Origin of the sequence: Halopenitus salinus (assembly GCF_042662125.1) — an archaeon.
Taxonomy (GTDB): domain Archaea; phylum Halobacteriota; class Halobacteria; order Halobacteriales; family Haloferacaceae; genus Halopenitus; species Halopenitus salinus.
In genome coordinates this window covers 376,427-400,603 of record NZ_JBHSXL010000003.1, presented here as the reverse complement: position 1 = coordinate 400,603, position 24,177 = coordinate 376,427, and the positions used below count along the sequence as shown (strand labels likewise).

The 24,177-nt window shown below is 65.0% G+C and carries 35 protein-coding genes; 3 read left to right on the top strand and 32 right to left on the bottom strand.

Annotation, left to right across the window (positions count from 1 at the left end):
- Positions 1-346: 346 nt before the first annotated feature.
- Positions 347-1,414 (top strand): hypothetical protein, encoded by a 1,068-nt coding sequence (locus ACFQE9_RS04845; protein ID WP_379741136.1) that lies wholly within the window; start codon positions 347-349, stop codon positions 1,412-1,414.
- A gap of 226 nt (positions 1,415-1,640) precedes the next feature.
- Here the strand turns inward: ACFQE9_RS04845 and ACFQE9_RS04840 are convergent, their stop codons facing one another.
- The 28 genes from ACFQE9_RS04840 to ACFQE9_RS04705 all read right to left on the bottom strand — a co-directional run bounded on the left by ACFQE9_RS04840 (position 1,641) and on the right by ACFQE9_RS04705 (position 19,423).
- Entirely contained in the window at positions 1,641-2,768 is a 1,128-nt protein-coding gene (locus ACFQE9_RS04840; RefSeq protein WP_379741133.1) for a tyrosine-type recombinase/integrase, read from the bottom strand.
- Between the two features lies 1 nt (position 2,769).
- Positions 2,770-3,393 carry a hypothetical protein gene (locus ACFQE9_RS04835; RefSeq protein ID WP_379741130.1) on the bottom strand — a complete coding sequence of 208 codons (624 nt, stop codon included), beginning with the start codon at positions 3,391-3,393 and terminating at the stop codon, positions 2,770-2,772.
- Positions 3,394-3,442: 49 nt separating this feature from the next.
- Positions 3,443-4,912 carry a preprotein translocase subunit SecY gene (gene secY / locus ACFQE9_RS04830; protein ID WP_379741127.1) on the bottom strand — a complete coding sequence of 490 codons (1,470 nt, stop codon included), beginning with the start codon at positions 4,910-4,912 and terminating at the stop codon, positions 3,443-3,445.
- Between the two features lie 2 nt (positions 4,913-4,914).
- Positions 4,915-5,412 (bottom strand): uL15m family ribosomal protein, encoded by a 498-nt coding sequence (locus ACFQE9_RS04825; protein WP_379741124.1) that lies wholly within the window; start codon positions 5,410-5,412, stop codon positions 4,915-4,917.
- The gene (locus tag ACFQE9_RS04820) at positions 5,409-5,873 is read right to left on the bottom strand and encodes a 50S ribosomal protein L30 (protein WP_379741120.1); all 465 of its coding nucleotides are present in this window, start codon (positions 5,871-5,873) and stop codon (positions 5,409-5,411) included. The genes ACFQE9_RS04825 and ACFQE9_RS04820 overlap by 4 nt, the downstream gene beginning before the upstream one ends.
- The gene (locus ACFQE9_RS04815) at positions 5,873-6,520 is read right to left on the bottom strand and encodes a 30S ribosomal protein S5 (RefSeq protein WP_379741117.1); all 648 of its coding nucleotides are present in this window, start codon (positions 6,518-6,520) and stop codon (positions 5,873-5,875) included. Before ACFQE9_RS04815 ends, ACFQE9_RS04820 begins: the two co-directional genes overlap by 1 nt.
- Positions 6,513-7,070, bottom strand: coding sequence for a 50S ribosomal protein L18 (locus tag ACFQE9_RS04810; RefSeq protein ID WP_379741114.1), 558 nt, complete (start codon positions 7,068-7,070; stop codon positions 6,513-6,515). Before ACFQE9_RS04810 ends, ACFQE9_RS04815 begins: the two co-directional genes overlap by 8 nt.
- Positions 7,070-7,531, bottom strand: a complete 462-nt coding sequence (locus ACFQE9_RS04805; RefSeq protein WP_379741111.1) for a 50S ribosomal protein L19e — start codon at positions 7,529-7,531, stop codon at positions 7,070-7,072. Before ACFQE9_RS04805 ends, ACFQE9_RS04810 begins: the two co-directional genes overlap by 1 nt.
- Positions 7,528-8,226, bottom strand: a complete 699-nt coding sequence (locus ACFQE9_RS04800; protein ID WP_379741108.1) for a 50S ribosomal protein L32e — start codon at positions 8,224-8,226, stop codon at positions 7,528-7,530. Before ACFQE9_RS04800 ends, ACFQE9_RS04805 begins: the two co-directional genes overlap by 4 nt.
- Complete coding sequence (locus ACFQE9_RS04795; protein ID WP_379741105.1) at positions 8,227-8,763, bottom strand: 50S ribosomal protein L6; 537 nt, start codon at positions 8,761-8,763, stop codon at positions 8,227-8,229. It lies immediately after the preceding gene.
- 2 nt (positions 8,764-8,765) lie between these two features.
- On the bottom strand, positions 8,766-9,158 hold the full coding sequence (locus ACFQE9_RS04790; protein WP_379741102.1) for a 30S ribosomal protein S8: 393 nt from the start codon (positions 9,156-9,158) through the stop codon (positions 8,766-8,768).
- 2 nt (positions 9,159-9,160) lie between these two features.
- A complete protein-coding gene (locus tag ACFQE9_RS04785) occupies positions 9,161-9,367 on the bottom strand; it encodes a 30S ribosomal protein S14 (protein ID WP_379741099.1) in 207 nt (68 codons plus the stop codon).
- Positions 9,364-9,876: a 50S ribosomal protein L5 gene (locus ACFQE9_RS04780; RefSeq protein WP_379741096.1), complete on the bottom strand. Its 513-nt coding sequence runs from the start codon at positions 9,874-9,876 to the stop codon at positions 9,364-9,366. The genes ACFQE9_RS04785 and ACFQE9_RS04780 overlap by 4 nt, the downstream gene beginning before the upstream one ends.
- On the bottom strand, positions 9,873-10,583 hold the full coding sequence (locus ACFQE9_RS04775) for a 30S ribosomal protein S4e (protein ID WP_379741094.1): 711 nt from the start codon (positions 10,581-10,583) through the stop codon (positions 9,873-9,875). The genes ACFQE9_RS04780 and ACFQE9_RS04775 overlap by 4 nt, the downstream gene beginning before the upstream one ends.
- Positions 10,580-10,936, bottom strand: a complete 357-nt coding sequence (gene rplX, locus ACFQE9_RS04770) for a 50S ribosomal protein L24 (RefSeq protein WP_379741091.1) — start codon at positions 10,934-10,936, stop codon at positions 10,580-10,582. The genes ACFQE9_RS04775 and rplX overlap by 4 nt, the downstream gene beginning before the upstream one ends.
- 2 nt (positions 10,937-10,938) lie before the next feature.
- Positions 10,939-11,337, bottom strand: coding sequence for a 50S ribosomal protein L14 (locus tag ACFQE9_RS04765; RefSeq protein ID WP_379741088.1), 399 nt, complete (start codon positions 11,335-11,337; stop codon positions 10,939-10,941).
- The gene (locus ACFQE9_RS04760; RefSeq protein WP_379741085.1) at positions 11,337-11,681 is read right to left on the bottom strand and encodes a 30S ribosomal protein S17; all 345 of its coding nucleotides are present in this window, start codon (positions 11,679-11,681) and stop codon (positions 11,337-11,339) included. The genes ACFQE9_RS04765 and ACFQE9_RS04760 overlap by 1 nt, the downstream gene beginning before the upstream one ends.
- Positions 11,672-12,154: a ribonuclease P protein component 1 gene (locus ACFQE9_RS04755; protein ID WP_379741083.1), complete on the bottom strand. Its 483-nt coding sequence runs from the start codon at positions 12,152-12,154 to the stop codon at positions 11,672-11,674. Before ACFQE9_RS04755 ends, ACFQE9_RS04760 begins: the two co-directional genes overlap by 10 nt.
- A 19-nt stretch (positions 12,155-12,173) precedes the next feature.
- The gene (gene rpmC, locus ACFQE9_RS04750; RefSeq protein ID WP_379741080.1) at positions 12,174-12,386 is read right to left on the bottom strand and encodes a 50S ribosomal protein L29; all 213 of its coding nucleotides are present in this window, start codon (positions 12,384-12,386) and stop codon (positions 12,174-12,176) included.
- A complete protein-coding gene (locus ACFQE9_RS04745) occupies positions 12,386-13,396 on the bottom strand; it encodes a 30S ribosomal protein S3 (RefSeq protein WP_379741077.1) in 1,011 nt (336 codons plus the stop codon). Before ACFQE9_RS04745 ends, rpmC begins: the two co-directional genes overlap by 1 nt.
- Entirely contained in the window at positions 13,396-13,863 is a 468-nt protein-coding gene (locus ACFQE9_RS04740) for a 50S ribosomal protein L22 (RefSeq protein WP_379741074.1), read from the bottom strand. The genes ACFQE9_RS04745 and ACFQE9_RS04740 overlap by 1 nt, the downstream gene beginning before the upstream one ends.
- 3 nt (positions 13,864-13,866) lie before the next feature.
- Entirely contained in the window at positions 13,867-14,292 is a 426-nt protein-coding gene (locus ACFQE9_RS04735) for a 30S ribosomal protein S19 (protein ID WP_379741072.1), read from the bottom strand.
- The gene (locus tag ACFQE9_RS04730) at positions 14,289-15,011 is read right to left on the bottom strand and encodes a 50S ribosomal protein L2 (RefSeq protein ID WP_379741069.1); all 723 of its coding nucleotides are present in this window, start codon (positions 15,009-15,011) and stop codon (positions 14,289-14,291) included. Before ACFQE9_RS04730 ends, ACFQE9_RS04735 begins: the two co-directional genes overlap by 4 nt.
- Positions 15,012-15,013: 2 nt before the next feature.
- The gene (locus ACFQE9_RS04725; RefSeq protein ID WP_379741066.1) at positions 15,014-15,268 is read right to left on the bottom strand and encodes a 50S ribosomal protein L23; all 255 of its coding nucleotides are present in this window, start codon (positions 15,266-15,268) and stop codon (positions 15,014-15,016) included.
- The gene (gene rpl4p, locus ACFQE9_RS04720) at positions 15,265-16,011 is read right to left on the bottom strand and encodes a 50S ribosomal protein L4 (protein ID WP_379741063.1); all 747 of its coding nucleotides are present in this window, start codon (positions 16,009-16,011) and stop codon (positions 15,265-15,267) included. The genes ACFQE9_RS04725 and rpl4p overlap by 4 nt, the downstream gene beginning before the upstream one ends.
- Positions 16,012-16,014: 3 nt before the next feature.
- Complete coding sequence (locus tag ACFQE9_RS04715; RefSeq protein WP_379741060.1) at positions 16,015-17,031, bottom strand: 50S ribosomal protein L3; 1,017 nt, start codon at positions 17,029-17,031, stop codon at positions 16,015-16,017.
- A 4-nt stretch (positions 17,032-17,035) separates the two neighbouring features.
- A complete protein-coding gene (locus tag ACFQE9_RS04710) occupies positions 17,036-17,887 on the bottom strand; it encodes a putative RNA uridine N3 methyltransferase (protein WP_379741057.1) in 852 nt (283 codons plus the stop codon).
- A gap of 231 nt (positions 17,888-18,118) precedes the next feature.
- Complete coding sequence (locus ACFQE9_RS04705; protein ID WP_379741054.1) at positions 18,119-19,423, bottom strand: amidase; 1,305 nt, start codon at positions 19,421-19,423, stop codon at positions 18,119-18,121.
- 207 nt (positions 19,424-19,630) lie between these two features.
- Here ACFQE9_RS04705 and ACFQE9_RS04700 point away from each other — a divergent pair, with 207 nt between their 5' ends.
- On the top strand, positions 19,631-20,392 hold the full coding sequence (locus ACFQE9_RS04700; RefSeq protein WP_379741051.1) for a TetR/AcrR family transcriptional regulator: 762 nt from the start codon (positions 19,631-19,633) through the stop codon (positions 20,390-20,392).
- 12 nt (positions 20,393-20,404) lie between these two features.
- Here the strand turns inward: ACFQE9_RS04700 and ACFQE9_RS04695 are convergent, their stop codons facing one another.
- The 3 genes from ACFQE9_RS04695 to ACFQE9_RS04685 form a co-directional block, all read right to left on the bottom strand.
- A complete protein-coding gene (locus tag ACFQE9_RS04695; RefSeq protein ID WP_379741048.1) occupies positions 20,405-20,683 on the bottom strand; it encodes a DUF7521 family protein in 279 nt (92 codons plus the stop codon).
- Positions 20,684-20,759: 76 nt separating this feature from the next.
- Positions 20,760-21,137, bottom strand: a complete 378-nt coding sequence (locus tag ACFQE9_RS04690; protein WP_379741045.1) for a helix-turn-helix domain-containing protein — start codon at positions 21,135-21,137, stop codon at positions 20,760-20,762.
- 147 nt (positions 21,138-21,284) lie between these two features.
- Entirely contained in the window at positions 21,285-22,295 is a 1,011-nt protein-coding gene (locus ACFQE9_RS04685) for an AIR synthase family protein (RefSeq protein ID WP_379741042.1), read from the bottom strand.
- 259 nt (positions 22,296-22,554) lie between these two features.
- Between ACFQE9_RS04685 and ACFQE9_RS04680 the strand changes: the two genes are divergently transcribed.
- Positions 22,555-23,622, top strand: coding sequence for an mRNA surveillance protein pelota (locus ACFQE9_RS04680; RefSeq protein WP_379741039.1), 1,068 nt, complete (start codon positions 22,555-22,557; stop codon positions 23,620-23,622).
- A gap of 193 nt (positions 23,623-23,815) precedes the next feature.
- Here the strand turns inward: ACFQE9_RS04680 and ACFQE9_RS04675 are convergent, their stop codons facing one another.
- Positions 23,816-24,067 carry a DUF8015 family protein gene (locus ACFQE9_RS04675; protein ID WP_379741036.1) on the bottom strand — a complete coding sequence of 84 codons (252 nt, stop codon included), beginning with the start codon at positions 24,065-24,067 and terminating at the stop codon, positions 23,816-23,818.
- Positions 24,068-24,177: the final 110 nt, after the last annotated feature.

The window sequence follows — 24,177 nt, the reverse complement described above, 5'->3', positions numbered from 1 at the left end:
AGACGTATAGTAACACATCAGGCACTAGTGACGACCAAGACGAGAGCGACGACGACCCAATAAAGAAGCGTCCCGCAATTCGTTTCAGCGAGACTGTCCTCAGAGAAAATTTTTTTTCGAGCAAACTTGTGAGAGTGTCCCTGCGACACCTACAAACAGATACTGGGAAACGGAAAATCACCAGACGGGAGGCAGTCGAAGATGAGAACGACTTGCCCACTGACCCGATTTTACCTTTCGATCACTGCCACTACTACTACTGTCACGTGCCAAAACGTTACGTACGTACGTACAGACAGACACGATCGTGTCAGTCTGACACGTCGTCACTCACGGGGTGGTCAGTGTGACGACCTCGTCCCGAGTGAAACTCGGGTGGGAAGTCCCGAATGATCGATGGGCCGAGTATACCGCCAAAGTCGAAGAGAAGTGGGGTGAAACCCGTCTATATGCCGGCGTTCAGATCGAGGAGTCTTGGCGTGAGTACCGCGACGTTCATGCCTTGGAGAGCTATGCCAACCGTCTATTAGAGGCAGCCGGACTCTCTCGTGAGGTTGATAGAAAAAATAATTTTCCGAGTGTTCCGTCTCTCGCCGACACCGAATCGAGTCGGCAGTTCGTTCGCGTCCACGAGGATGTCAAACACGGAATGGAGCAGTACGCTGCGGCGAACGACCTCTCGAAACATGAAGTTCTACGCGGCGTGATCGCGTGGTATCTTGGTGGGACTAGAGAAGAGCGTCTCATCAAGAAGCTCGAACGTGTCGTTCCCGAAGCAGAGCGGTCCTTCGCGCAAGACAAAGATGACGGCTCTGACATAGCGAACGGTCTTCGGAAAACTGAGCGCACTACCCGGGAGATTGCACGTACCCTTGGGAACAGTTTTTCGGAGAAAGATCTTAAAAGGGCCATCAACGATAAGACCAGCGGGACAGACCACTTCCACAACAAGTTCACGCCGCGCGTGGTGGAGTACAAGGGCGTGAAGCGCTGGGAATACGACGAAAGTCCCGATATCTATCTCTCGTCGGAGGTTTCGAAGAAGAAGCAGACGACGGAGATCGTGTCCAATCTTGTTGGTGACTGTGAGGGGCCACCCTCACCGTTCACAAAAAAAGAGTTCACACGAGCGCTTTACTTCGCAGGCATCGAAGAAAACTCGAATAGCCGGGAGGCGGTGAGCGAGTACAGAGATCGCGTCCTCGAACGTATTGGGTTCGCCTGGTCCGATGAGACTGAACATTTCGAACCGGTGGATAATTCCAATATAGGGGCTAAGTCAAACCCGAACGCGGACAATGAGGATGGGACTGACCTGAACGCGGATAGCGAGCCTGTTGCCGACAAGATGGCCAAACTTGAAAACGCGACACAAATCCGTGCGGACGGCGGTGGTAGTGAGGACATGAGCTAGTAGGTCCGTGTATTAGAAATGTTGGCCGGGTAGTTCAGTCGTGCTCTCATCCGGTGCTTACTACTGACATCTGTTGGTGTGGGTTACTGAACCCAGCCCAGCGACGGTCGATAGATTGATCGGAGGCCAAACGTGATCAGATTTCTATAGCAGATTCAATCTGACGTGGTTATTATTACATTCCACATAAGAAATATTTATAAGATAATAAGTTGCCGCGGCATAGTCACCGGTTCATACCTCGTTGATAATCTGTAATCAGTTGCTCATCATCATCCTCGACGTACTGCATTGTCTGATTGATTCGAGCATGCCCAGCCAACCGACGGACTTGATGTAGATCGAGTGAATCTACGTCATTAACCCAGTGAGTGATAGCCGACCGTCTAATCCGGTGTGATGTCACGAACCATTCCTGTACATCATCATCCGGTTCTGGGTCAGGTGGGCGCAATGGCCGCTGTACACCCGCAGCTCGCGCTGCGGATTTGATGATATTGTTAATCTGAGTCGGCTGCATCTCATCGCTGTGTGTGGTTACTAATATCCTCCCTTCACCGGGATCAGCTACGCCACAAAATCCGTGTCGAACACGTTCACACCATCGCTTGAGTTGAAATTTAAACTCTCTCGGGAAACAAACATCACGCCGGATCAGTTTGGGGTGCTCTTCCGGATTAAGTTTCGCTGACCGAACGTTGATCAGACAATTGTCCCAATCAATGTTCTCAACTCTCATCCGACTAAGTTCATCTGACCGACACCCAGTATACCAGGCTAGCCTGACGACGATTTCGTTGCGCAGACGCGTCTGTTGCTTCGATCCCGGTACATTTTCAAACAACTTTTCGACCTGTTCCGGGAGAAGTGCAAGGATATCGTTCGATGGGGAGCGAGAACCGTCAATATCTTTCGAAGAGAGGCTATGCTGCCGCTTGTATTCAGACTGGTTCTCGTAGATCCGATAGTCATTCTTCAAATCAATTGTGTCTTTGTTGGGGCACGGATGCCCATTAGCAAGCGTCAGTTGATTGTGCGCTTCGTCGTTTTCCACGACAGAGTAAAACGACTGAACTGAACGGTAGTAGCTCCCGACAGTCGTATCTGCCAAATCAGTATTATTCTGTATATACCCTCTCACGTCACTGGTCTCGGCAGCGAGTGGATCAATTTCATTCGATTCACAGAATGCCAACCAGTAGCGTACTTCTCGGCGACGGGTCGTGACTGTGGAGTCTGAGGTCCCTGTCTTTTGACCCGTCAGACTATCCAAGTATAGGCCAAGCAATTCCTCCGAGTGTGCGGAAATAGTTTTGTTGTCAGGTGTCGTGTACTCCCCCTTGTAGTTCCGCATTTTAGAACCTCATCCAATGACGTGTCCCATCCACGATAGCGCTGTGGACATTCTCCGTCGTTTCCTGTTCGAGGTGGAGCAGCGCCTGTCTGGCTTTGTGCTCTGGTTCGCGGAGTTGACCGGCAAAGTGGTTCGCAGATCCATCAATAGCGACTCCCGTATCGGTGCTCCGGAGTGTATCAATAATGAACTCGATATATTCTTGTTTACTCATCTCGCCCCTTCCACCCATATCTTTCAGCGCGTATTCGGGTATGTCTCTCGGGTATGCCGGTAAACGCGGCAAGATATCCATTGCTAGCTCCTCAATACTCTCAGTGTCGTCACTGTCCTCTGTATCACCTACAGCTGCCAAAGTGTCGATCTTACTGTTTGCAGCGGCGATATCCCGATGCAACTCGTCAAGCTTCTCTGACAATTGTGAGACATCTTCACCAGAGCCGGTGTCATCCGTTTGTTCAACAGCTTCTATAGGGACGTACTCGTTGTTGATTTCCCGATCCACAGCACGTTGAACCAGCGATGACATGGTTTCACCGTCTGCGAGCGCTTTTTTCCACTCCTTCTTTTTTGCCCGAGCGACCCGGACATTGAGTTTGATTTTGTTCCGCTGCTCGTTAGCCATAGCAGCAGCTTCACAGACTTAATAAATAAAATGTGGGACCCCAGTGGGGTTACTCGTTTCCAAACATCTGGCGCATCATCGGGTGCATCTCCATGAGCTGTTCTTCCGCGATCTCCTCGTAGAGCTTGTAGGTGATCGAGACCGCAAGCAGCAGTCCCGTTCCTGAGACGCCGCCGACGGTGCCGAGCATGTTCGCCATCACGGCGAGCAGCCCGACGAGGGCGCCGCCGATGACGGTCACCTGCGGGATGTACCGTTCCATCACCTTCTCTACGACCTGCGGGTTCCGTCGGAACCCGGGGATCTGCATCCCGGAGTTCTGGATCTGCTGGGCGGTCGCCTCCGGGCCCATCCCGGTGGTCTCCACCCAGAAGATGGCGAAGATCGCGCCGCCGACGACCATGAACGTCAGGTCGATGGCGATCCGGATCGCGATCATCCACGGCTCGGCCGCGGTCTCGCCGAGGAACCACATCCACTGTTGGGGCTGTTGGATCGGGTTCAGGTAGTAGAACACGCCCGAGACCGGCTCGCCCTGGTCGCCGTAGACGCCGAGCCACGCCGGCATTCCCTGCCAGGTCCGGTTGAGGATCTGGCCGAGGAACTGGACGTTCGCCTGCAGCGCGCGAACGAGGATCATCGGCAGGACGGACGCGTAGATGAGCTTCACGGGGAAGCGCCCGCGTGCGCCCTTCACCCGGGCGTGCGAGAGCGGGATCTCCACGCGAACCGACTCCGCATAGACCACGACGACGAAGATGAAGACCGTCGTGAACAGCGCGAGCACGTTACCCGGCGCGAAGAGCAGGTTCTGGAGCCCGTCGGCCGTGAAGATCGACCCGATGGTCAGATCCCCGACGATGATCCCGTACCAGCTCGCGAAGAATCCGACGTTGCCGAGCGCCGACCAGCTGAAGAACCCGCCGACGATGCGCTGGCTCACGCCCGCGATGATGAACAGGCCGACGCCGGACCCGACGCCCCACTTGCTCACGATCTCGTCCATGAACAGGATGAGCACGCCGCCGACGAAGACCTGTGCGAAGATCAGCGTCTGTACGCCGAAGGTACCGATCGAGAGCGCGTTCCCGACCGCGGGATCCGCGGGAAGGAACCCGCCGGAGTAGACCATCGGTGCCGCGGTCAACGCGGTGACGACGAACACCAACAGCTTCTGGAGGCCCTGATAGAGGACCTGATCGCGCGGGTCGTCCGTGTCGAGCCCGAGAAGGTTGGCGCCGCCGAGCAGCTGGAGGACGATCGACGCCGTGACGATCGGGCCGATCCCGACCTGCAGGAGCGACCCGTGTCCGCCGGCCAGGATCGACCGGAACTGGCCGAAGAAGTCGCTGCCCTGTCCGGCCGCCAGCCCGAACGGGTTGATGTTGGTGAGGAAGAAGTACACCATCAGGATGGCGCCGGTCCACGCGAGCTTCCGCTTGAACGGAACGTGGCCCTCCGGACGGCGGACGGCCGGCATCCGCGTGAGCACTGGTTCGGCGGCGTCCTTCCAGCTCATGGTTATGCGTCGTCTGCCTCGGCGTCTGATGTGTCTTCTGGTTCTTCGTCGGCCGTCTCGGCGCGCTCGGAGAGGACGGCCTCGCCGCCGGCCTCCTCTATGAGCTCGCGTGCACCGGCCGTGAAGGCGTCGGCGGTGACGCGAAGCTGGCCGCGGACCTGTCCGCCGCCGAGCACCTTCACGACGTCCGCCTCGTAGCCGTCCTCGGCCACGTCACGGGCGTCGATCACGGTCGTCTCGCCGTCCGTCTCGGCGAGGTCGTCGGCGACGTAAAGCGCCGCGTCCTCGTCGAGCTTCTGGACGGAGACCTCCCGAACGTCGACCGCTGCGCCCTGGGGGCGCTTGAACCCGTACTTTCCGAGCGGTTCGTAGTTGTGGTACTCGTGTTTCGACCGGCCGGCGGCCCCGCGACCGCCGCGGTGGCCGGCGCCCCGGCGGTTCTTGTGCGTGCCGCCGCCGTGGGTCCGGGATCCGCGCTGTCTGCGTTTCTTGTCGGTCATCGCATTGCCTCCAGCAGCGAGTCGATCTCCTCGCTCGAGTGGCGGCCGAGCTGGCCGCCGTCGACGATCGGATGTTTCACGCCGTCGTGGCCGCCACGCGGCGGGTGCAGCCGAACGGCCGGCGAGAGACCCTGTTCGCGAAGCGTGGTCTCCTCGTCGACGAGCGCCGCCGCGAGCGCCTCCAGGTCGTCGTAGTCGGTGTTCTCGGCGATCCACTCGTCGTCGACGTCCGCGGACCCCTCGAGGGGCTCCCCGCGGCGGGCGATCGTCCGTTCGACCGCCTCGACGCTCGGCTCGCCGAAGGCCACGAAGTCGTTCACCTTCGTGATCATGCCGCGGTAGGCGTCCGTCTCGGGGACGAACGTCGCGTGATTGACGCGACCAACGTTGAGCATCTGGAGGGTGTCCTCCACCTCGTGGCTCATGTTGACCTCGCCGCGGAGCTGTACGATCGCCTGCATCACTCGCTCACCTCGTCGTAGTGCACCTGTCGTGCGTGCTGGGGGGTTCGCGACTGTGCGGCGTTCTCGAGCGCGTTGAACGTGGCCTTCGCGAGGTTCACGGTCGTCCGCGTGTTGCCGTTCGAGCTGGTCCAGGCGTCCTGGACGCCGGCGAGTTCGAGGATGTGGCGCACCGTCGGCGCCGCCGCGAGCCCGAGCCCCTGCGGGGCGGGCTTGATCTCGACCGTGACCGATCCGGCCTTCCCCTCGGCGGTTCGCGTCAGCGAGTTCGTACCGCCGGGCTGGTCCTCCCACGAGCCCGATCCGCGGTCGACCTCGATGACGTTCAGCTTCGCCACCTCGATCGCCTTCTGGATCGCCCCGCCGACCTGTTCGTCTCTGGCCTGCGCGTAGCCGAGGTAGCCGTCGCGGTTGCCCACGACGACCACACATCGGAACTTCACGCGCCGTCCCGAGTCGGTCATCCGCTGGACCATGTTGATGTCGAGGACCTCGTCCTCGAGCCCCGGGAGGAGCTGATCGACGATCTCCGGCTCCTTCAGCGGGAGTCCGGACCGAAGCGCCTGGTCCATCGAGGTGACGTCGCCGTCCTGTACCTTGCGGCCGAGCCGCGTGCGCGGCTCCCAGCCGTCGTTGTTTCTACTCATAGTCCTCCTGTATCGTGGCGAGCACGTCGTCGAAGTGCTCGGGGAGTTCGGTGGCGTCGAAATCGCCGCTGTAGAGCGGCTCGTCGAGCTGCTCGGCGTACTCGGCGATGTGCTCGCCGCGGTTGCGCGACCAGTCCGCGAGAACGCTCTCGTTGTGCGGGATCTCGAGCCCTGCGTCGATTGCGCCTTCCTGTACCGCAAACACCTTGTTGCCGGGCGTCGCCGTGTTGAGACCGATGTCGAGGACCGCCTCCTCGAACCCGTCCTCGAGCGCGCGAGCGCCGAGGATGTAGCCCGTCAGGTACGCGCTCGGAAGGTTCCCCGTTGGCGCCTCCCAGCCGTACTCCTCGAGGTCCTCACTCGTCGCCGTGAGGTGTGTCTCATCGCCGTTCGATCCGGGGGTGACCAGCTGCGCCCTGACGTGAGCGTTGCTCACCCGGGCGACCAGGCGAGGCTTGCCCGATTTCAGCAGGCGCAACCTCTGGTGGTAGTCCGTCCGGACCTCACGACGACGGCGCATCGGCACCGTGTATCGTGGTCCTGTTGCCATCAGTCGTTCACCTCGTATCCGTACTGCGTCCGGATGTACGCCTCCAGACGCGCGACGTCCTCGAAGTCCCCGCCGCTCGCCTTGTTGTAGAGCGTGCGGTACTCGGAGGCGTCGAGGACGTCCTCGTCGTCGCGAAGTTCCTTGAGCCGCGCTCGCTGTGCGCGGATCCGGGCCTTCCAGTCGTCCTTGTCGCTCTTTCGAGCGCCGGATTTACCCTTGCGGGTGCCGGCGCCCGTCCGGTGACCGTACGAGCGCTTCTCCGCGCGCTCTCGGGCACGGCCGCGCGAGTTGGACTTGGCGTCCTTCGCGCGGATCGTCCCCTGCTCGATCAGTTCTCGGACGTCCTCTCGTGTGATCGCGTCCTCGATCTCCTCTTGTGCGCCGGGGTCGAGCCAGACGCGGCTCTTTCCGACGTCGAGTTCGTCGGCCGCGAGTCGCTTTTGTGCTGAGAGATCGGTCATTCTTCGACCTCCACTTCGACGTAGGTCGGGTTGAGCACGCGGATCTCGCGTTCCTCGGCGACCTCCTCGATGCGCTCGCGCTTTCGCGCGCCGACCGACCCGGCGATCCGAACCGCCTGCGTGTCGCCGTCGACGCCCTCGAGGTCGTCCGCGTTGTGAACGCGCACCTCCTCGAAGCCGCTCGGGTGGAGTCCACGTGCGGCCGTCGGCGAGCGGAAGCCCGCCTCGACGGTGTCGCCTTTCCCCTTTATCCCCCGTCGCTGCTTCGACAGGTTGCCCCTCGGCTTGCGCCAGGAGGTGGGGATCCGCTTTTTCTTGTGGTAGTCCTGTCGGTTGAACTGCGGTTTGCCCTCGCGGTGTTTCTGTGCGAGCGCACGCGCCGTCTCGTCGTCGAGGTCGGGCGTCTTCTCGGCGTACCCGCGCGGGCGCAGTTCGGTCTCGACGTCCTCGTCGTCGGCCGGTTCGGCCTCCTCGGACGTCTCCTCTTCGATCTCGGCTTCCGTCTCCGATTCGACCTCGAGCCCGCCGACGTCGGCTTTGATGCGCGCTGCGAGCGCGTTGCCGACGCCGTCGACCTCGGCCAGTTCGGACTGGGAAGCGGCCTTCACGTCCTCGACGGTCTCGTAGCCGGCCTCCCTGAGCGCCTCCGCTTTCGAGGGGCCGACGCCGCTTATGTCCTCGAGTTCCTCTGGCATTTAGACTCCACCTGCCTTCGGCTTCTCGACGATGTACACGCCGTCCTGGAAGACTCGCGTGTCCTTGTCGGAAACCCTCGTCAGCTGTTCGATGTCGGCGGCGGTCTGTCCGACGTCCTCCTTGGAGGGGCCGGAGAGCGTGATCTCCTCGCCGTCGACCTGTACGTTCGTGTCCCCGCGGATGGGGGTTCGCCGCTCCGCCCGCTCGCCGAGGAAGTTCTCGATGACCACCTCGTCGCCGTCGACCGAGACCTGCATCGGGAAGTGGGCGTAGAAGACCTCCATCCCGTACTCCCAGCCGTCGGTCACGCCCCGAATCATGTTCGAGACGTGGCTCTCGAAGGTGCCGACCGTCGCGTTGGTCTTGGCGTCCTCGTTCTCGGCGGTGATGACGACCGCGTCGTCGTCGATCGCGACCTCGACGTCGGGGTACCACAGACGGCGCGTGACGCTGCCGTTGGGTCCCTCGATCGTGAGATCCAGGTGATCGATCTCCGCGGAGACGTCGTCCGGTATGTCTATTTCGACTCTGTTCATTGTTAGTAGACGTATGCGATCACTTGGCCGCCGATGCCCTGTTCGCGGGCCTCGTAGTGGCTCATGACGCCGTGGCTCGTCGTGACGATGAGCGTCCCGTAGTCGCGGGCCGGGAGGAACCGCTTCTCCCATCGCTCGAACTCGTCCGCGCCCGCCGAATAGCGGGGCTTGATGACGCCACATTCGTTGATCGCGCCTTTCAGTTCGACCTCGAATCGTCCGGCCTTTCCGTCGTCGACGAACTCGAAGCCGCCGACGTACCCGCGGTCGTAGAGGACCTCGAGCACGGAGCCGATCACGTTCGAGGCGGGCTCTACCGTAAACGACAGATGACCGACGCTCTCGGCGTTATCGAGTCCCGCCATGGCGTCGGAGAGTGGGTCGTTGCCTGCCATCGTTAGCTGTACTTCCTGAATCCCATGTCTCGGGCGACCTCGCGGAAACACTGCCGACAGAGGTTGATCTCGTATTTCCCGACGAGTCCCTGCTTGCGTCCGCAGCGCCGGCACTCGACCTGCTGGTCCGTCCGGCTCGTGGCGTGTTCGCCCGTTGGTTCGCTCTCGGTTCCTGCGTCGCTTTCCGCTTCGGTCTCGCTCTCGCTCATTCGGCGACCTCCAGATCGAAGTTCTCCTCGAGGAACGCCTGCGCGTCCTCGGCGGTCATCCGATGTGATTCCGGGATCGACCGGGTAACCGTATCGCGCTTCGAGACGCGGTAGCCCGGCCGGACGATGGAGACCGTCACGTCGAGTCCGTAGATCCCGACGTTCGGGTTGTACTCCTGGCTCGGGAAGTCGGTGTGGTCGTCGATCCCGAAGCTCAGGTTCCCGCGGTCGTCGAACTGCGAGGCCGAGACGTCGACGAGCTCCAGCGCGGTCGCGAGGAACTCCTCGGCGTCGTCGTTTCGCAGGGTGACCTTCGTGCCGATCGGGTCGCCCTCGCGGACGTCGAACTCGGCGATCGTTCGCTTCGCCGTCGTTCGAACGGACTGCTGGTCGGTGACCGCCTCGATGATCTCCTCGGCGTCCGCCAGCGGTTCGCCGCCCTCGCCCACGCCCATGTGGACGACGACCTTCTCGATCTGCGGCTGCCGCATCTCGTGTTCGACGCTCATTCGTCGTCACCTCCGGTGAAGTTCTCGTCGATCACGACGACGTACTCCTCGACCGTCTCGTAGGCGTCGTCGTCGGTCTCGACGGTCACGGCGTTGTCGCCGGACCCGAGGGTCACGTCGATCGACTCGACCGTGCCGATCCGGCCGGCGTGCTGGCCGGCGACGGCGGTCACGAGCGCGCCCTCCTCGTAGACGAAGTGGGCGACGATCTCCTTCGAGTCGTTGTCGATGACGATGGAGTCCTTCGTGTGATACTGGTCGGCCTCCTCCGGATCGACGAGCACGTTCGTTCCGTCGTGGAGCGTGAGCTGCAAGTCCCCGCCGGGGACGGTCGTCTTCTCCGTGATCCGTCCGAGGCGGCTCCCCGCCGACTCCGCGTCGATCGGGGTCAACGCGAGCCGTCCCCCCTCGTCGGGGAAGACGCGGTAATACTCCTCCCGCTCGGTGAACGCCAGGATGTCGAACATCCCGATCGGCCGCTCCTCGTCGGAGATGGCGTCGCCGTTCACCAACACGGAGTCCTGGTTGAGCGCGTAGCGCGCCTCCTTGCGGGTGTCCACGTACTCGAGGACGTCCCGAAGCAGGATCAAGAGCGGAACCCCGGATCGCCCGTGCGGGCCGGCGTCCGCCTTGACGGTGAACGTGTCCGTCTTGCGCTCGACCGGCCAGGAGTTCGGTACTGCCAGTCGTTTCTGGTGGTTCGTCATTCGTTATCCTCCAGTAGCCGCGCCTCGCGGCGGTCGTCCTCGAGGTCGAGCTCCGTGACGCGGACGTTGCTGGCCGGCAGCGGACGGGGAACCTCCTCGCCGTCCGCCTTCTCGACCGTGACGTCCTCGACCGTGATGGTCGTGTCGCGAAGCGACACCTCGACGACCTCGCCCTCCTCGCCGGCGTGGTCCCCGCGGAGGATCTCCACCGTATCGCCCGCGTTGACGCGGACGTTTCGCTGGTCGTACTCCTCGCGGAGCTCGTCTGCGAGCGTTGCACGAACCTGCTTTTGGCGCTCGTGCAGCGGCGCGGTCTCCGTTCGTTTTCGCTGTTTGCGTGGCTGTCGCGTCATGGTTAGACGATCATCGTCGCGGTGGACGCGATGCTCCCGAAGCGTTCGGCGACCTCGCGGGCGACGGGGCCTTTGATCTCCGTGCCCCGCGGCTCCTCGAGGTCGTCGATGACGACGGCGGCGTTGTCCTCGAACCGGACGCGGCGGCCGTCGGGACGCCGGATCGCCTTGCGCTGGCGGACGATTACCGCCTCCAGCACCTGGCGTCGCATTTCCGGGGTCCCCTTGGTGACCGAGACGGTCACCTTGTCGCCGATGCCCGCCTTGGGGTGGCGGTTCTTCGTGCCGGAGTAGCCGTGCACGCTGATGACCTTGAGCTCGCGGGCGCCGGTGTTGTCGGCGCACGTGATGAGCGAGCCCTTCTCGAGGCCCTGCGTGACGTCGGCCTTCAACGCCTCCATCAGGCATCACCGTCCAGCACTTCGACGACGACGTGGGATTTCGTCTTCGAGAGCGGTCGCGTCTCCGCGATCGTCACTTCGTCACCGACCTCGAGGGAATCGAGCACGCCCGGCACGTGTGCCGGGATGCGCGATCGACGCTTCATGTACCGATCGTATTTCGGCACGAAGACGTCGTATTCCCGCTCGACGATGACGGTCTTTTCCATATCCGTCGACACGACCGTTCCCTCTCGGGTCTGGCCGCGGACGGAGAGCTGTCCGTAGAACGGACACTTCTCGTAGTCGTACTCCTCCGGTTCGTCTGGTTCCGGAGGCATGGGTACGTCAATTCCTATCGCCATACTGAGACACCTTCCTCGGTGCGTTCGGCGGGTCGTGAGAGCAGTCGTGTGCCATCCACCGTAACGTAGACCGCGTCCTCGCACTCGCCTAGGGAGCGGCTCGTCCCGTCTCCGGTCTCGGAGTCGTCCTCCGAGACCGAAGACGGGAACGGGCGAGACTGACGGGGGCGGACCCCCGCAGTATCCCGTCCGAGTTCGGACGCGGACCCCGGGACCTTCCGGTCGCCGGCGGCTTCATCTGTGCGTGCGTTCGCGGTCGCGGCGACGCTCGGCGCCTCGACGATCGCGAACTCGAAGGTCGTCCCCCGCTTGGGGACGCGTTTGTCCCCCGTCGCCGTGCGGACGACGATCGTCCGCTGGCTCTCCGCGACGACACGGCCAGCGACGTCGACGAGGTCGCCGTTGCTGGCGGCGGCCACCCGTACCGGGAGGCCGATGAGTTCGTGTCGCGTGAGCGTTTCGGGGGTGATCACGGATCGTGGTTCGTGGCCGCTATTCGTCCTCGAGGTCGCCTTCCTCGGTCTGGATCGTCTTGATCCGCGCGATGGTGCGTTTCAGCTCGCCCATCCGACCGGGACTCTCGGGCATGCCGCCCGCGGCCTGTTGGGCCTTCACGTTGAGCAGCTCGGTCTCGAGTTCCTCGAGTTCGACCTCGCGTTCCGCCGGGGTCATGTCGCGGATCTCGTCGGGGTGGAGGATCGCCATTATTCGTCCTCCTCCTCGTCGGCCGCGTCAGCCTCGTCGGTGGTCTCGGATTCGGTGTCCTCCTCAGCCGTGGATTCGGTCTCCTCGTCGGCCGCGGACTCCATCTCCTCGACGAGTTCCTCGGCCTCGGCCTCGACGTCCGCCTCGAGCTCGTCGAGATCCTCTGCGTCCTCGCCCTCCGGCGTGCCCGTCTCGACGGGCTCCTCGGGGGAGGTGTCGGTCGCCTCGGAAGCCGTCTCCTGGCTCTCCTCGATGACCTCCTCGACGATCTCCTCGTCGATCTCCTCGTCGGGACCGCCCGTGGGCACCTCGACGTCCTCGTCGGCGCCGACGTCGGGGACCTCCTCGGGCTCCTCCTCGAGGAGCGACTCGACGCCCTCCTCGGCGGACGCCTGTTCGACCTCGGGAACCTCGGCGTCCTCGCGGAGCTCGAAGTCGTCGGGAAGCTCCGCTCCCGGCGGGATGATCTTGACCGTCACGCCGATCGTTCCGAGCTTCATCACGGCGACGCCCTGTCCCTCGTCGACGACGTTCTCCGCGGGCTCGCCGTTGTGCTTGATGTAGCCGCGGTTGAACTTCTCGACGCGCGAACGGGCGCCCGTGACCTTCCCGGAGAGGACGATCTCGGCGCCGAGCGCGCCGGACTCCATGATCCGGTCGATCGTGGTGTGTCCCGCCTTCCGGAAGTACCAGCCGCGCTCGAGCGCGTTCGCGAGGCGGTCGGCGACGATCCGGGCGTTGAGGTCCGGCTCGTCGACCTCCTGGACGTCGATCTGCGGGTCGTCCATGTCGAAGCGTTCCTCGAGCGTCGAGGTGATCTTCCGGATGTTCTTTCCGCCCTTCCCGATGACCATGCCGGGCTTTTCGGCCTTCAACACGATCTGGGTGCCCATCGGCGTCTTGGCGATGTCCATGCCGCCGTAGCCCGCACGACCGAGCTCGTCAGCGAAGAACTCGTCGATCTGGGCCCGCTGTAGGCCGTTCTCGATGAATTGGTGTTCGTCTGCCATTATTCGTCGTCCTCCGTCTCCTCGATGATGAGCTCGACGTCACAGAGGGTCGTGTTCCACGGCGAGGCGCGGCCGAACGCGCGGGGCTGTCGTCCCGGGCGTTCGCCGACCTTGTGGGCGGCGACGTGTTTGATCTCCATCTCGTCGCCGTCGAAGCCCTGTTCGGTCGCGTTGTTCTCGACGTTCTCGATGAGCTTGAGGAAGTCCTTCGAGGCCTTCTCGGGGTACCGTCCCGCGTCCCAGCCGTCGATGTCCGATCGGTGACCGACGCCGGTGTTGTGCTGGCGGAACGGAACCGAGCGCTCCTCGTCGATGACCGCCTGGAGGTACGTCCGCGCCTCCGCGACGGTCTTTCCTTTGATCTCTCGCGAGATCGCCTTGCTGTGCTTCAGGCTGATCGGCCGCTCGCGGAGCATCCCCTTGGCGGTCGTCTCCGGATCGGCCTCGACGCTGTAGTTGATTCCCATGGGTTACTTGAGCGGCACGAACTTCGAGGACCGGGTCGCGCCGATGCCGGCCTGCCCGTGTTCGACGGACGTTCGCGTGAGCTGGAACTCGCCGAGGTAGTGGCCGATCATCTCGGGTTCGACCCGGACGCGCTCGAAGCTCTGTCCGGTGTAGACCTCGAAGGTCAACCCGACGAACTCCGGCAGGATCGGCATGTCGCGAAGGTGCGTTCGGATCGGGTCGTTGGCCGTCCCCTCCTCGGTTCGTTCGCGAGCCGTCTCGAGCAGCTTGCGCCGTTCGGCGCCCAGCCCTCGTTCGATGGTTCGCCGCTGGCGTGCGGGAAGCAGTTCCGCGACCTCGTCGACGTCGAGTTCCTGCAGCTCCTCGAGCGTGTGACCGCGGTAGGCGAACTCCTCGCCCTCGCGGCCGATGCGGTATTCCGAGCTCATGTGTCTCCTCCTCGTCCGGTCCGCTTCGATGCGATGTCGCCGACCTTCCGTCCCGGCGGGGCGTCACGCGAGACGGACTTCGGCTGTCCGGGGTGCTGGCGACCGCCGCCGCCGAACGGGTGGTCGACGGCGTTCATGGCCACGCCACGGACGCGCGGGTACTTCGTGCCCCGCGCCTTCATCTTGTGATGTTTGTTGCCGGCCTTCACGAACGGCTTCTCGGTTCGGCCGCCGCCGGCGACGACGCCGATCGTCGCGCGCGACTGCGGGTTGAGCCGTTTGACCTCGCCGCTCGGAAGCTGGACGACCGCGACGTCGCGGTCGTGGGTCAAAAGCGTCGCCGAGACGCCGGAGGCGCGGGCGAACTTGCCGCCGTCGCCCGGCTGGCTCTCGACGTTACACACCGGAACGCCCTCGGGGATCTCCGCCAGGGGCAGCGTGTTTCCGGGCTTGATCTCGGCGCTCACGCCGACCTGGATCGTCTCGCCGGTCGAGACGCCCTCGGGCGCGAGCACGAGTCGACGATCGCCGTCCTCGAACTCGATCTCCGCGAGCGGAGCCGAGCGGGCCGGGTCGTGTTCGATGCCGACGACCTCGCCGGCGATCGTATCGTCGCCCTCGTTCTGTTTGTGCGATAGCTCCGCCTTGTAGCGGTGGGACGGGGCTCGGAACGTCGAGCCGCCGCGTCCACGCCGCTGTCCTTGAATTCGTCGTCCCATGTTCAGAACACCCCGATTCGGGAGGCGACCTCGGTCGCGTCGTCGTCCGGCGAGAGCGTGACCGTGGCCTTCTTTTTCCCCTTCGGCGTCACCTGCGTGTTCACGTTCTCGATGTCGACGCCGTAGCGCGTCTCGATGGCGTCGCGAACGTCGCCTTTCGTGGCGTCAATGTGGACGAGGAACTGGAGCTTGTTGTCGAAGTCCATCTCGTCCATCGCCTTCTCCGTCACGAGCGGGTGTTCGATGATCGAGCTCATCGGTCGGCCACCCCCTCGATCGCGCTCTCGGTCCAGACGGTGAGCCGTCCGGGGTGTGCGCCGGGAGCGAGGTCCTCGGCGTCGAGCTGGTCGGCCGTCGCGACGTCGACGCCCGCGAGGTTGCGGGCGGCCCGCGACGGCTCCTCGCTCGTCACGACGAGCACCGACTTCGGCTGTCGGTACTTTCGACCGCGGGTCTTCCCGCGGCCGGCTCGGATGGATCGGCCGTCCTCGGCGCGCTCGATGTCGGCGTCGAGCCCGACCGTCTCGAGGAACGCGAGCGCCTCCTGGGTCTTCTGGAGGTCCTCGAACTCGTCGGAGACGACGAGCGGAAGCTCGACGTCCTCGTCGAAGGCGTGCCCGCGCTCGGCGACGATCTCCGCGTCCGTCGTGGCCGCGATGGCCGAGCGGACGGCGAGACGTCGCTCCTTGTCGTTGAGCTTCTTCGAGCGGTCCTTCTCCGTCTTCGGCGGGTGGGCGCGCCGCCCCGAAACGACGTTCGGGACGCGGCGCGCCTGACCGTTCTCCTGTGGGATGTGTGCCATCCCGCGGCCGGAGCCGGGCGACTCCGCCGGGGTTCGAAGCCCGGCGAACTCGTCGGAACCGTACGCCTGCTTTCTGTTTGCCTGTGCGACGGAGACCGCACGCCGGATGAGGTCCGGGCGGAACGCGGTCTCGAAGACGTCGGGGAGGTCGACCTCGCCCGCGTCGTCGCCGTCCAGGTCTCGTACTGTTGCCTTCATGGGTTATCCCTGGTTGGATGCGGTTGATACGTACCGGACCTCGGGGTCGAGGCGCGGCTGGTCGTTCGGTCGGATGGCCGGCCGGAACCGGAGCAGTCGTTTGTCCGGACCCGGAAGCGAACCCTTGATGAGCGCGTAGGAGCCGTCGACCTCGCCGTAGTTGACGAAGCCGCCCTCGACGGAGGCGTCGTCGCCCTCGCCGAAGTCGATGAGGCGCTTGTTGAGTTCCGTGCGCTGGTGGTAGCCGGTCTGTCCCTGCTGGGGAACCGTCGAGCGGACCCGGGAGGGGTTCCACGGACCGAGGTTCCCGATCCGGCGCCGCCAGCCCTGGCGGGCGTGTTTGCCCTTCCGCTTTTGAACGCCCCACCGCTTGACGGGGCCCTGGGTTCCCTTGCCCTTCGTGACGCCGGAGACGTCGGTGTACTCGCCCGCGCGGAAGACGTCGCCGAACTCGTGGGCGCCGCCCTCCTCGACGAGCTCGAGCGCGAACTCCGCGCGCTCCTCGAGCGAGCCGCCGCCGACTCGCGTCTCCATGACGTCGGGTTCCTTCTTCGGCACGTTCGCGAGCTCCGAGGGGGCGGTGTGTGTGATGACGCGGACGTCGTCGACGACGTCCTCATCCAGGAGCTCCTCGAGCTCCTCCGCGTCCTCCTCGAAGGTGTCCTCCGCCGGCAGGTCGAGGGCGCGGTCGAGTTCCTCGTGGAACTCGCCGCCCCAGACCTCGGTCACCGGCTTCTTGCCGTACGGCGTGTCCTCGTAGGCGCGCAGGGCCACCGCGTACATCGGCGGCGTCTCGACGACCGTGACGGGAACGGACTCCTCCATTCCCTCACGGGGCGAGTTGGCTTCGTCGTTGACCATGACGACGTGGGTCATTCCGGCCTTGTAGCCGGCGAATCCCTGGAGCGCGGGTGCTCCGTCGTCGTCGGGCCACGAGCGGATGCGGGGCACCTCGCTCGACGCGCGTTTGCGCGGTCCAAAGCCCAGCGAGCCTTTGCGTGGTCGGCTTGGTTGTGGCATGTGTTTACTCCGTGAGTGTGAGGGACGCGAGGGACGCGAACATCGCCTCCTCCGTTCGCACCACCTGGCTTCCCTGGTTCGGGATCGTGTTCACCCAGAGGTCGAACCCCGGATCGGGTTCGACGGGGCCGCCCTTCGCGGCCCGGACTGCCTCGGGTTCCACCCCGAGCATCTCCGGAAGTCCCCTGCCCGGCGAGCCGAACGCGACGATCGGATCGTCGACGTCGGCCACCGTTCCGACGAGTTCGCCGAGTCGCGAGACGGAGAGCCGCTCCCCGTGTCGCGACGTCGCGATGGCGTACCCGCCGTCGGCGAGCACCTCCGGGAGGTCCGCGCCCACGACCTGGAAGCCGTCCTCCGGCTTCCCGGTGATGCGGGCGCGGACCGGTTCTCTCGAAGAGATCCTGATGGTGACGCGCTCCCCCCGCTCGAGTTCCATACCGGATGGAACGAGCAGCGAGATCGGGTGTTCCCACGGCGGGGAATTGACCCGAACGCGGCCGTCAGGTCCGACCTCGGTCACGAGTCCCTGTGTTTTCGACTCGTCCCCGTCGGGGGTCGAGCCGGTCCGTGACGGGAGGCGAAGCGGCGGAAGGACGCCAACGTACGCCAGTTCGTCGCGACGGTCCCAGATGCCCGATCGCAGATCGGGCGGGGTCGCGGCGTACCGGAGTACGGTGGCGACGAACTCGCCGCCCCATCGGCGTTCGCCCTCCCCGTCGGGGAAGACGACGAGCCGGGTCGCCGAGAAGACCGCGGCCGCGCGGGCCACGTAGCCGAGTTTGCGAGTCGCCTCGCGTTGGTCCTCGGCCTCTCGGACGACCGACGACGGAACACACAACGTGAGTCCGTCCATGGGTCGCCTCGTCACCAGACTGTACACTCCATTCCGGATCCGATCCTAAAAGGGTAGCGGAACGAGTTCGCCACTGAGGACCGTTCACACGCCGATTGAGAGGCGTTCACGGGGGGGAGGCCATCGACGATGATCCGCCACGATCGTCCCCGCACCCGGTCGCCGTCGCGGTTCCCTACCGCGATCTCGCGATCCACGAACGTGGATCCGTCCTGGCGATCGATCGGGAGCTCACCGAAGCGCGTCCTCGATGGAGCGACACCAGGACAGTAGCCACTCGTCGCGGCCGAACCGCGACACGCACTGCAGCGCCATCGGCAGCCCGTCATCGGTCCTCGATGCCGGAACCGTGACGCTCGGGAGCCCCGAGTGCGTCCACGGCAGGTTCATGATCGGATCCCCGGTCGACTCGAGCCCCTCGGGCGCCGGGCCCGGCGCGGCCGGGCTCACCAGAACGTCGAGGTCGTGGGTCTCGAACGTCTCGTGGAGTCGCTCGCGAAGCTTCGACCGGCCGCTTCGAGCTCTGGCGAGCGTCTCGACCGACGTCTCCCGTCCCTCGTGGACGAACTCCGCCGTCGCGTCCGCGTATCGGTCCCCGTACTCGGAGAACCGGGCGTCGTGACCGATCGCCATCTCCGCGGACATGATCGCCTCGTGTCGCTCGTTTATCTCCTCGATGTCCTCGCCGAACGGGTCGATCCGGACCGTCGTGTACCCGGCGGCCTCGAGACGCTCGACGTGCGCTTCGAAGTGCTCGCGCCCGACGTCCTCGGCCTGCTCGAGATACGGTCCCTCGAGGACCCCGATCCGGGACAGATCCGGCGGGTCGTCCCCCGCTCGCCAGTCGTCGTAGAGGACGCCCGCCGCCAGCTCGGCACCCTCGACGTGCTGGGTGAAGAACCCGACGTGGTCGATCGACGGCGCGACCGCGATCGTCCCGTCGATCGGGATCCGGTCGTGGCTGGGCTTGACGCCGACGATCCCACAGAAGGCCGCCGGGCGGTTCGTCGACCCGATCGTCTGGGTCCCGAGCGCCAGCGGACACAGACCCGCCGCGACGGCGGCGGCGGATCCGCTGCTCGATCCGCCGGGGGTGTGGTCCGGATCGTGGGGATTCCGCGTCGGACCGGACTCGAAGCAGGCGAACTCCGCGGTCACCGTCTTGGCGAGGACGACGGCCCCGGCGTCCGTGAGCCGCGAGACCGCCTCGGCCTCCGCCCCGGAAAGCGCCTCGGCCGGGACGTCGGATCCCGCACGCGTCGGCAGGTCGGCCGTCCGAAAGACGTCCTTGATGCCCACGGGAACGCCGTAAAGCGGGGGGCGGGACTCCGGGTCCGGGAACCGCGATCGAACCCGCTCCAGGGCCCGATCGATCCGTTCCCATCGGTTCTCCTCGTCGACGAACGCCCGTAACCTCGGGTCGACCGCCTCCGCGCGCTCGCGGGCGTCCCGATAGTGCGCCTCGAGGTCGGTCGTGTCGTACCGCAGCGATCGCGAGATCGACGCGAGCGACGTGTCACCAAGTAGCTCCGTCATGCCGTCGTCTGTGGGGGCGGGGGGCTTAACGGTTCTCCCGTCGCGTCGATGCCGCCTCGAGTTCGGTTGCGTTCGGATCGATTCGGTTCGGATCGATTCGGTTTGGTTGTGTTCGGGTCGGGTCGTTCGGGTCGACTCCGGTCCCGCAACGTCGACCGATGGCCGGTTCCAACGCATCTATACGCGTGCTCGACCGAGACGAGGTGGATGACGACCGACTCGAGCACCACGGACGAGATCATGGCCGGCGTTCACCGTGCGCTTCGAGAACACGGTTACGCCGACCTCACGATGCGCGACATCGCCGAGGCGTGCTCGAAGAGCAAGTCCCTGCTGCACTACCACTACGACACGAAGGAGGACCTCCTCGTCGCCTTCCTCGATCGACTCATCTCGACGTTCGAGTGGCAGGTCGAACGCGGCGCGGATCGGCCGGCGCCGGAGCGGCTCGCCGAGTTCATCGCGTGGTTCACCTTTGGTCCCGACGCGACAGACCGCGAGCACTTCCACGTGGCCCTGTTGGAGCTTCGATCCCAGGGTCCGTTCAACGACCGGATACGCGCCCAGCTGCGCCGAAGCGACCGGATGTTTCGGGAGACGGTGTCCGACGTCATCGAGGACGGCATCGAGGAGGGAGCGTTCCGTCCGGTCGATTCCGGCGAGCGCGCCGCCCTCCTCGTTGCGGCCCTCGACGGCGCGAGGACCAGGCAGATCACCCTCGACGGGATGGCGATCGAGGGGGACACCTACACCAGGGTCGTCGCGGAGGCGGTCGTCGCCGAACTCGTCGAGCCGATCCTGACCGAGGGGACCCGGCTGCCGGCGCTCTCGGAGGTCGACGTGATGCTGCCCCGTGATTCGGACGTCTACACCTGTCGGTCGGGATCGTCATCGCGGGCGTCCGGCGCTCCCGACGTCGACGAAACCGACCGGGAATCGCGCGGTGGAGATCCGACCGATCCGGCGTAGCCGCCCGTCGTGTCACTCGATGTACAGCGAGTAGACGATCACGCCGAACCCGAACGCCGTGAGGACGCTGTTTATCGCGATCCCGATCGCGATGTCCCAGTTGAGCCCCTGATCGAGGATCCCGCCCAACAGCGCGCCGACCGTCACGAACCCGAAGCCGATCGCGAGCGCGCGAAGGGACCGGTCGCCGGTCCGTCTGTACGCGCGCGTGGCGTAGTAGGTGATGCTGCCACCGAGCAGTAGGATGGCGGTCTTCGCGACGATGATGAGCAGGTCGATATACATTACCATGTGTCGTGTCCTCGATTTCGTCAGTTTCTCGTTCGTTTCTCTCTCGTTCGTGTGTCTCGTCGTGGTTCCTCGTCTCTCAGGTCTCCTCTCGGACCTCCGACCAGAGCGCGGCGAGCCGCTCGTCCTTCGCGGGCTCCGGTCGGGATAGCTCCACGGTGAGCTCGTTCTCCTCGTCGAGCTCGACGGTCACCGAATCGAACGCCACGCTGTAGCGGGTCGTGTGCTGTCCGTCGCGGCGTATCTCCGTCGACTCGCGCAGCAGGTCGGCGTCGGTCAGCCGTTCCAGCTTTCGATAGGTGGTCGAAAGCGGGATGTCGCACTCCTCGGAGATCTGGCTCGCGGTCTTCGGCCCGTCCAGCGCGGCGATGATCTCGGCTGCGGCGTCGTCGCTCAGCGCGGCCAACACGTCCCGTGGATCCGGCTCCTCCTCGCGCGACGACGGGTCCCGCACCATGGTCGGAGGGTGTCGTCGCCGTCGGTTAAATCCTCCCGATCCGCTCGCCGCGGCGACCGAACCGGTTCGGGTTCCGCGAGCGGACGCGATCTCTCGACCCCCGACCGGGAGATGCACGACTGCGAGGGAATCGCTGACTGTCGGGGGTCACCGTCCCGACAGCCGGGCGTACACCGGCCAGGAGGCGTCCCCGTCGGGCGGCGAGGTCTCCTCGCCGTCGACCTCGACGCCCGACCCCGTGCGTGCCACGCCGACCTCGGCGGCGGGCGTCCCCCGCTCGTGGAGGGAGTCGAGGACGCCATCGACGTCGTCCGGGTCGACCGCGAGGAGCAGCGTCCCCGCCGTCGTCGCACGCCACGGATCCATCCCGAGGGCCTCACAGGTCGCCTCGACGCCGGGGCGATACGGCACCGCCTCGGAGTCGATCCGCAGGCGAACGCCCGCCGAGTCCGCCATCTCGTGGAGCCCCCCGAGCAGCCCGCCCTCGGTCGCGTCGTGCATCGCGTGGACGCCGTCGTGCTCCGTGATCGCCAGGGCGTCCCCGACGAGTCGGACCTCATCCAGCCGCGCTTGGGCGGTCGCGACCGTCTCGGCGGGAAGATCGATCGCGTCGGGAAAAAGCGAGGCGAGGAGGCCGGTGGCCTCGACGGCCGGCCCCTTCGTGAGGACGATCCGATCGCCGGGGCGCGTCCCGTCCGGCCGGACGATCCGGTCCGGATCGCCGACTCCGATCGCGGTGGCCGCCCCGACCCAGGGGTATTCACTCCCCGGATAGCGGGCGGTGTGTCCGGTCGTGATCGCCACCCCGAGGCGTCGACACTCCCCGTGGATCGCCCCCCAGACGCGGTCGAACTCCTCGTTCGCCATTTCGGAGGGAAGCGCGAAGGCCACGGAGAGGTGGCTCGGCGGGATCCCGGAGACGGCGACGTCGGAGAGCACGATGTGGAGGGCGAACCGTCCGGCGCGCTCGAAGCCGAGATCGGGGAGGATCGAGATCGGGTCCGTGGCGAGGACGGTCGCGCTTCCGCCCCCGGCGTCGATGACGCCGAAGTCGCAGCCGTGTTTCGGACCGAGCGCGACGTCCTCGCGGTCGGCCCCGAGCCGGGAGGCGACGTGTGTCTCGAAGAACCCCCGGGAGATCTTCCCGTCATCCGGCACGGCCGATCTCCCCTCCCTGTGGTGTTCGACTTCCCCGTGGTAGCCGTACTTCTCGCGGCCCCACGGCGAGGGGGCAGGACGAGAACACGACGTCGGAGGGAGGGACGACGGAAGGGGCGTCTTCGGACATGGGCGACGGTTGTGCGGAATCGCACATAAACCTCGGGAGTGCGGTCACGGATACCGGCCACGGCCGGATCGTCGCACACGTACGCCGAGAGAAGCCAAGCGTTGATACGACCGGGACCGAACGCCGGGTATGCGCATCACCGATCGGTCTCCGGGCGAGGAGGGCCGCGAGCGGATCGGCCTCGTTCCGGAGAACGTCGACGACCTCTGGCACCTCTCGCACGTCCTCGAGCCCGGTGACCGGATCGAGGGCGACACGACCCGACGCATCCAGCGCGACGACGACGAGATGCGGGACACCGGCGGGCAGCGCGAACACCTGTTCGTGACCATCGAGGTGGAGACGGTGGAGTTCGCGCGCTTCGCGAACCGGCTCCGCGTGGGCGGGGTGATCGCCGAGTGCTCCCGCGAGGACCAGCTCGGCCAACACCACACGCTGAACGTCGAGGAGCACGACGAGGTGACGATCGAAAAGCGGTTCAAACCCGACCAGCTCGAACGCATTCAGGAGGCGACCGAGGCCGCGGAGAACCCCGACGTGGCCATCGCGACCGTCGAGGAGGGCGAGGCGTACGTCCACACGGTCCAGCAGTACGGCACCGAGGAGTACGCCTCCTTCACGCGCCCGACGGGCAAGGGCGAGTACGCCCGCCCGCGCACGGAGCTGTTCGCGGAGCTCGGCGAGGCGCTTTCACACCTGGACGCGGACGCGGTCATTCTGGCGGGACCGGGGTTCACGAAGCGGGACGCCAACGACTACCTCTCCGAGGAGTTTCCCGACCTGGAGCCGTCGATCACGGTCGTCGACACATCGAGCGCCGGCGATCGCGGCGTTCACGAGGTGTTGAAACGCGGCGCCGTCGACGAGGTCCAACGGGAGACGCGGATCTCGAGGGAGGCGGAGCTCATAGACGAGCTGACCGAACGAATGGCGGAGGGGACGAAGGCGACCTACGGGCCCGAGGACGTCGCGGAGGCGGCCGAGTTCGGCGCGGTCGAGACGCTGCTCGTCGTCGACGATCGGCTCCGCCGCGAGCGGCAGGGCGAGGGCGACTGGGAGATCGACGTCAACGAGGTGGTTCGATCGGTGGAACGTCAGGGCGGCGACGTCGTCGTCCTCTCCTCGGAGTTCGCGCCGGGCGAGCAGCTCGCGGCGCTTGGCGGGATCGCCGCGCTGCTTCGATATCGGCTGCAGTGACCGCCCCCTCTCCATCGAGATCCGTGCTCGTACAGTCGAGCGCCTTCCTGGAACGGTGATCGGCTCGGAGCGGGAAACGAGGTCGGGAACGAACAACGAGGTTGGAGACGGAAAACGAGGTCGGGAACGGGAAACGAGATCGGAGTCGACGAGCGGAGAAGCGGAAGGAAGGTCGAAGAGATCCGAACCGGATTCAGTCGGCGTTCGTCGGGCCGGGCTGGGACGTGACGGCGGGTCCGGTCGTGTTCGACCCGCCCGCGCGAACCGACGGAGTTCCGGCGACCGGACCGTTCACGAACATCGCGTGGCCCATGAGGCCGATGGCGACGGTCGCGCCGACGGGAACGGCCGAGACGAGGGGGAGTCCGACGATCGTCAACGCAGCGGTGATGCCGATGAGCGCGGCCGGAATGAGTCCGAGAACGTAGTCGTAGTATCCAGTCATAATATACTCTATAGTATGAGACATGGGTATATAATTGTTTCCCATGGGTATGGAATCACTATTCCGATCCATTCCTGATGGTTTCTCATAACTTATGAACGATCGAAGGC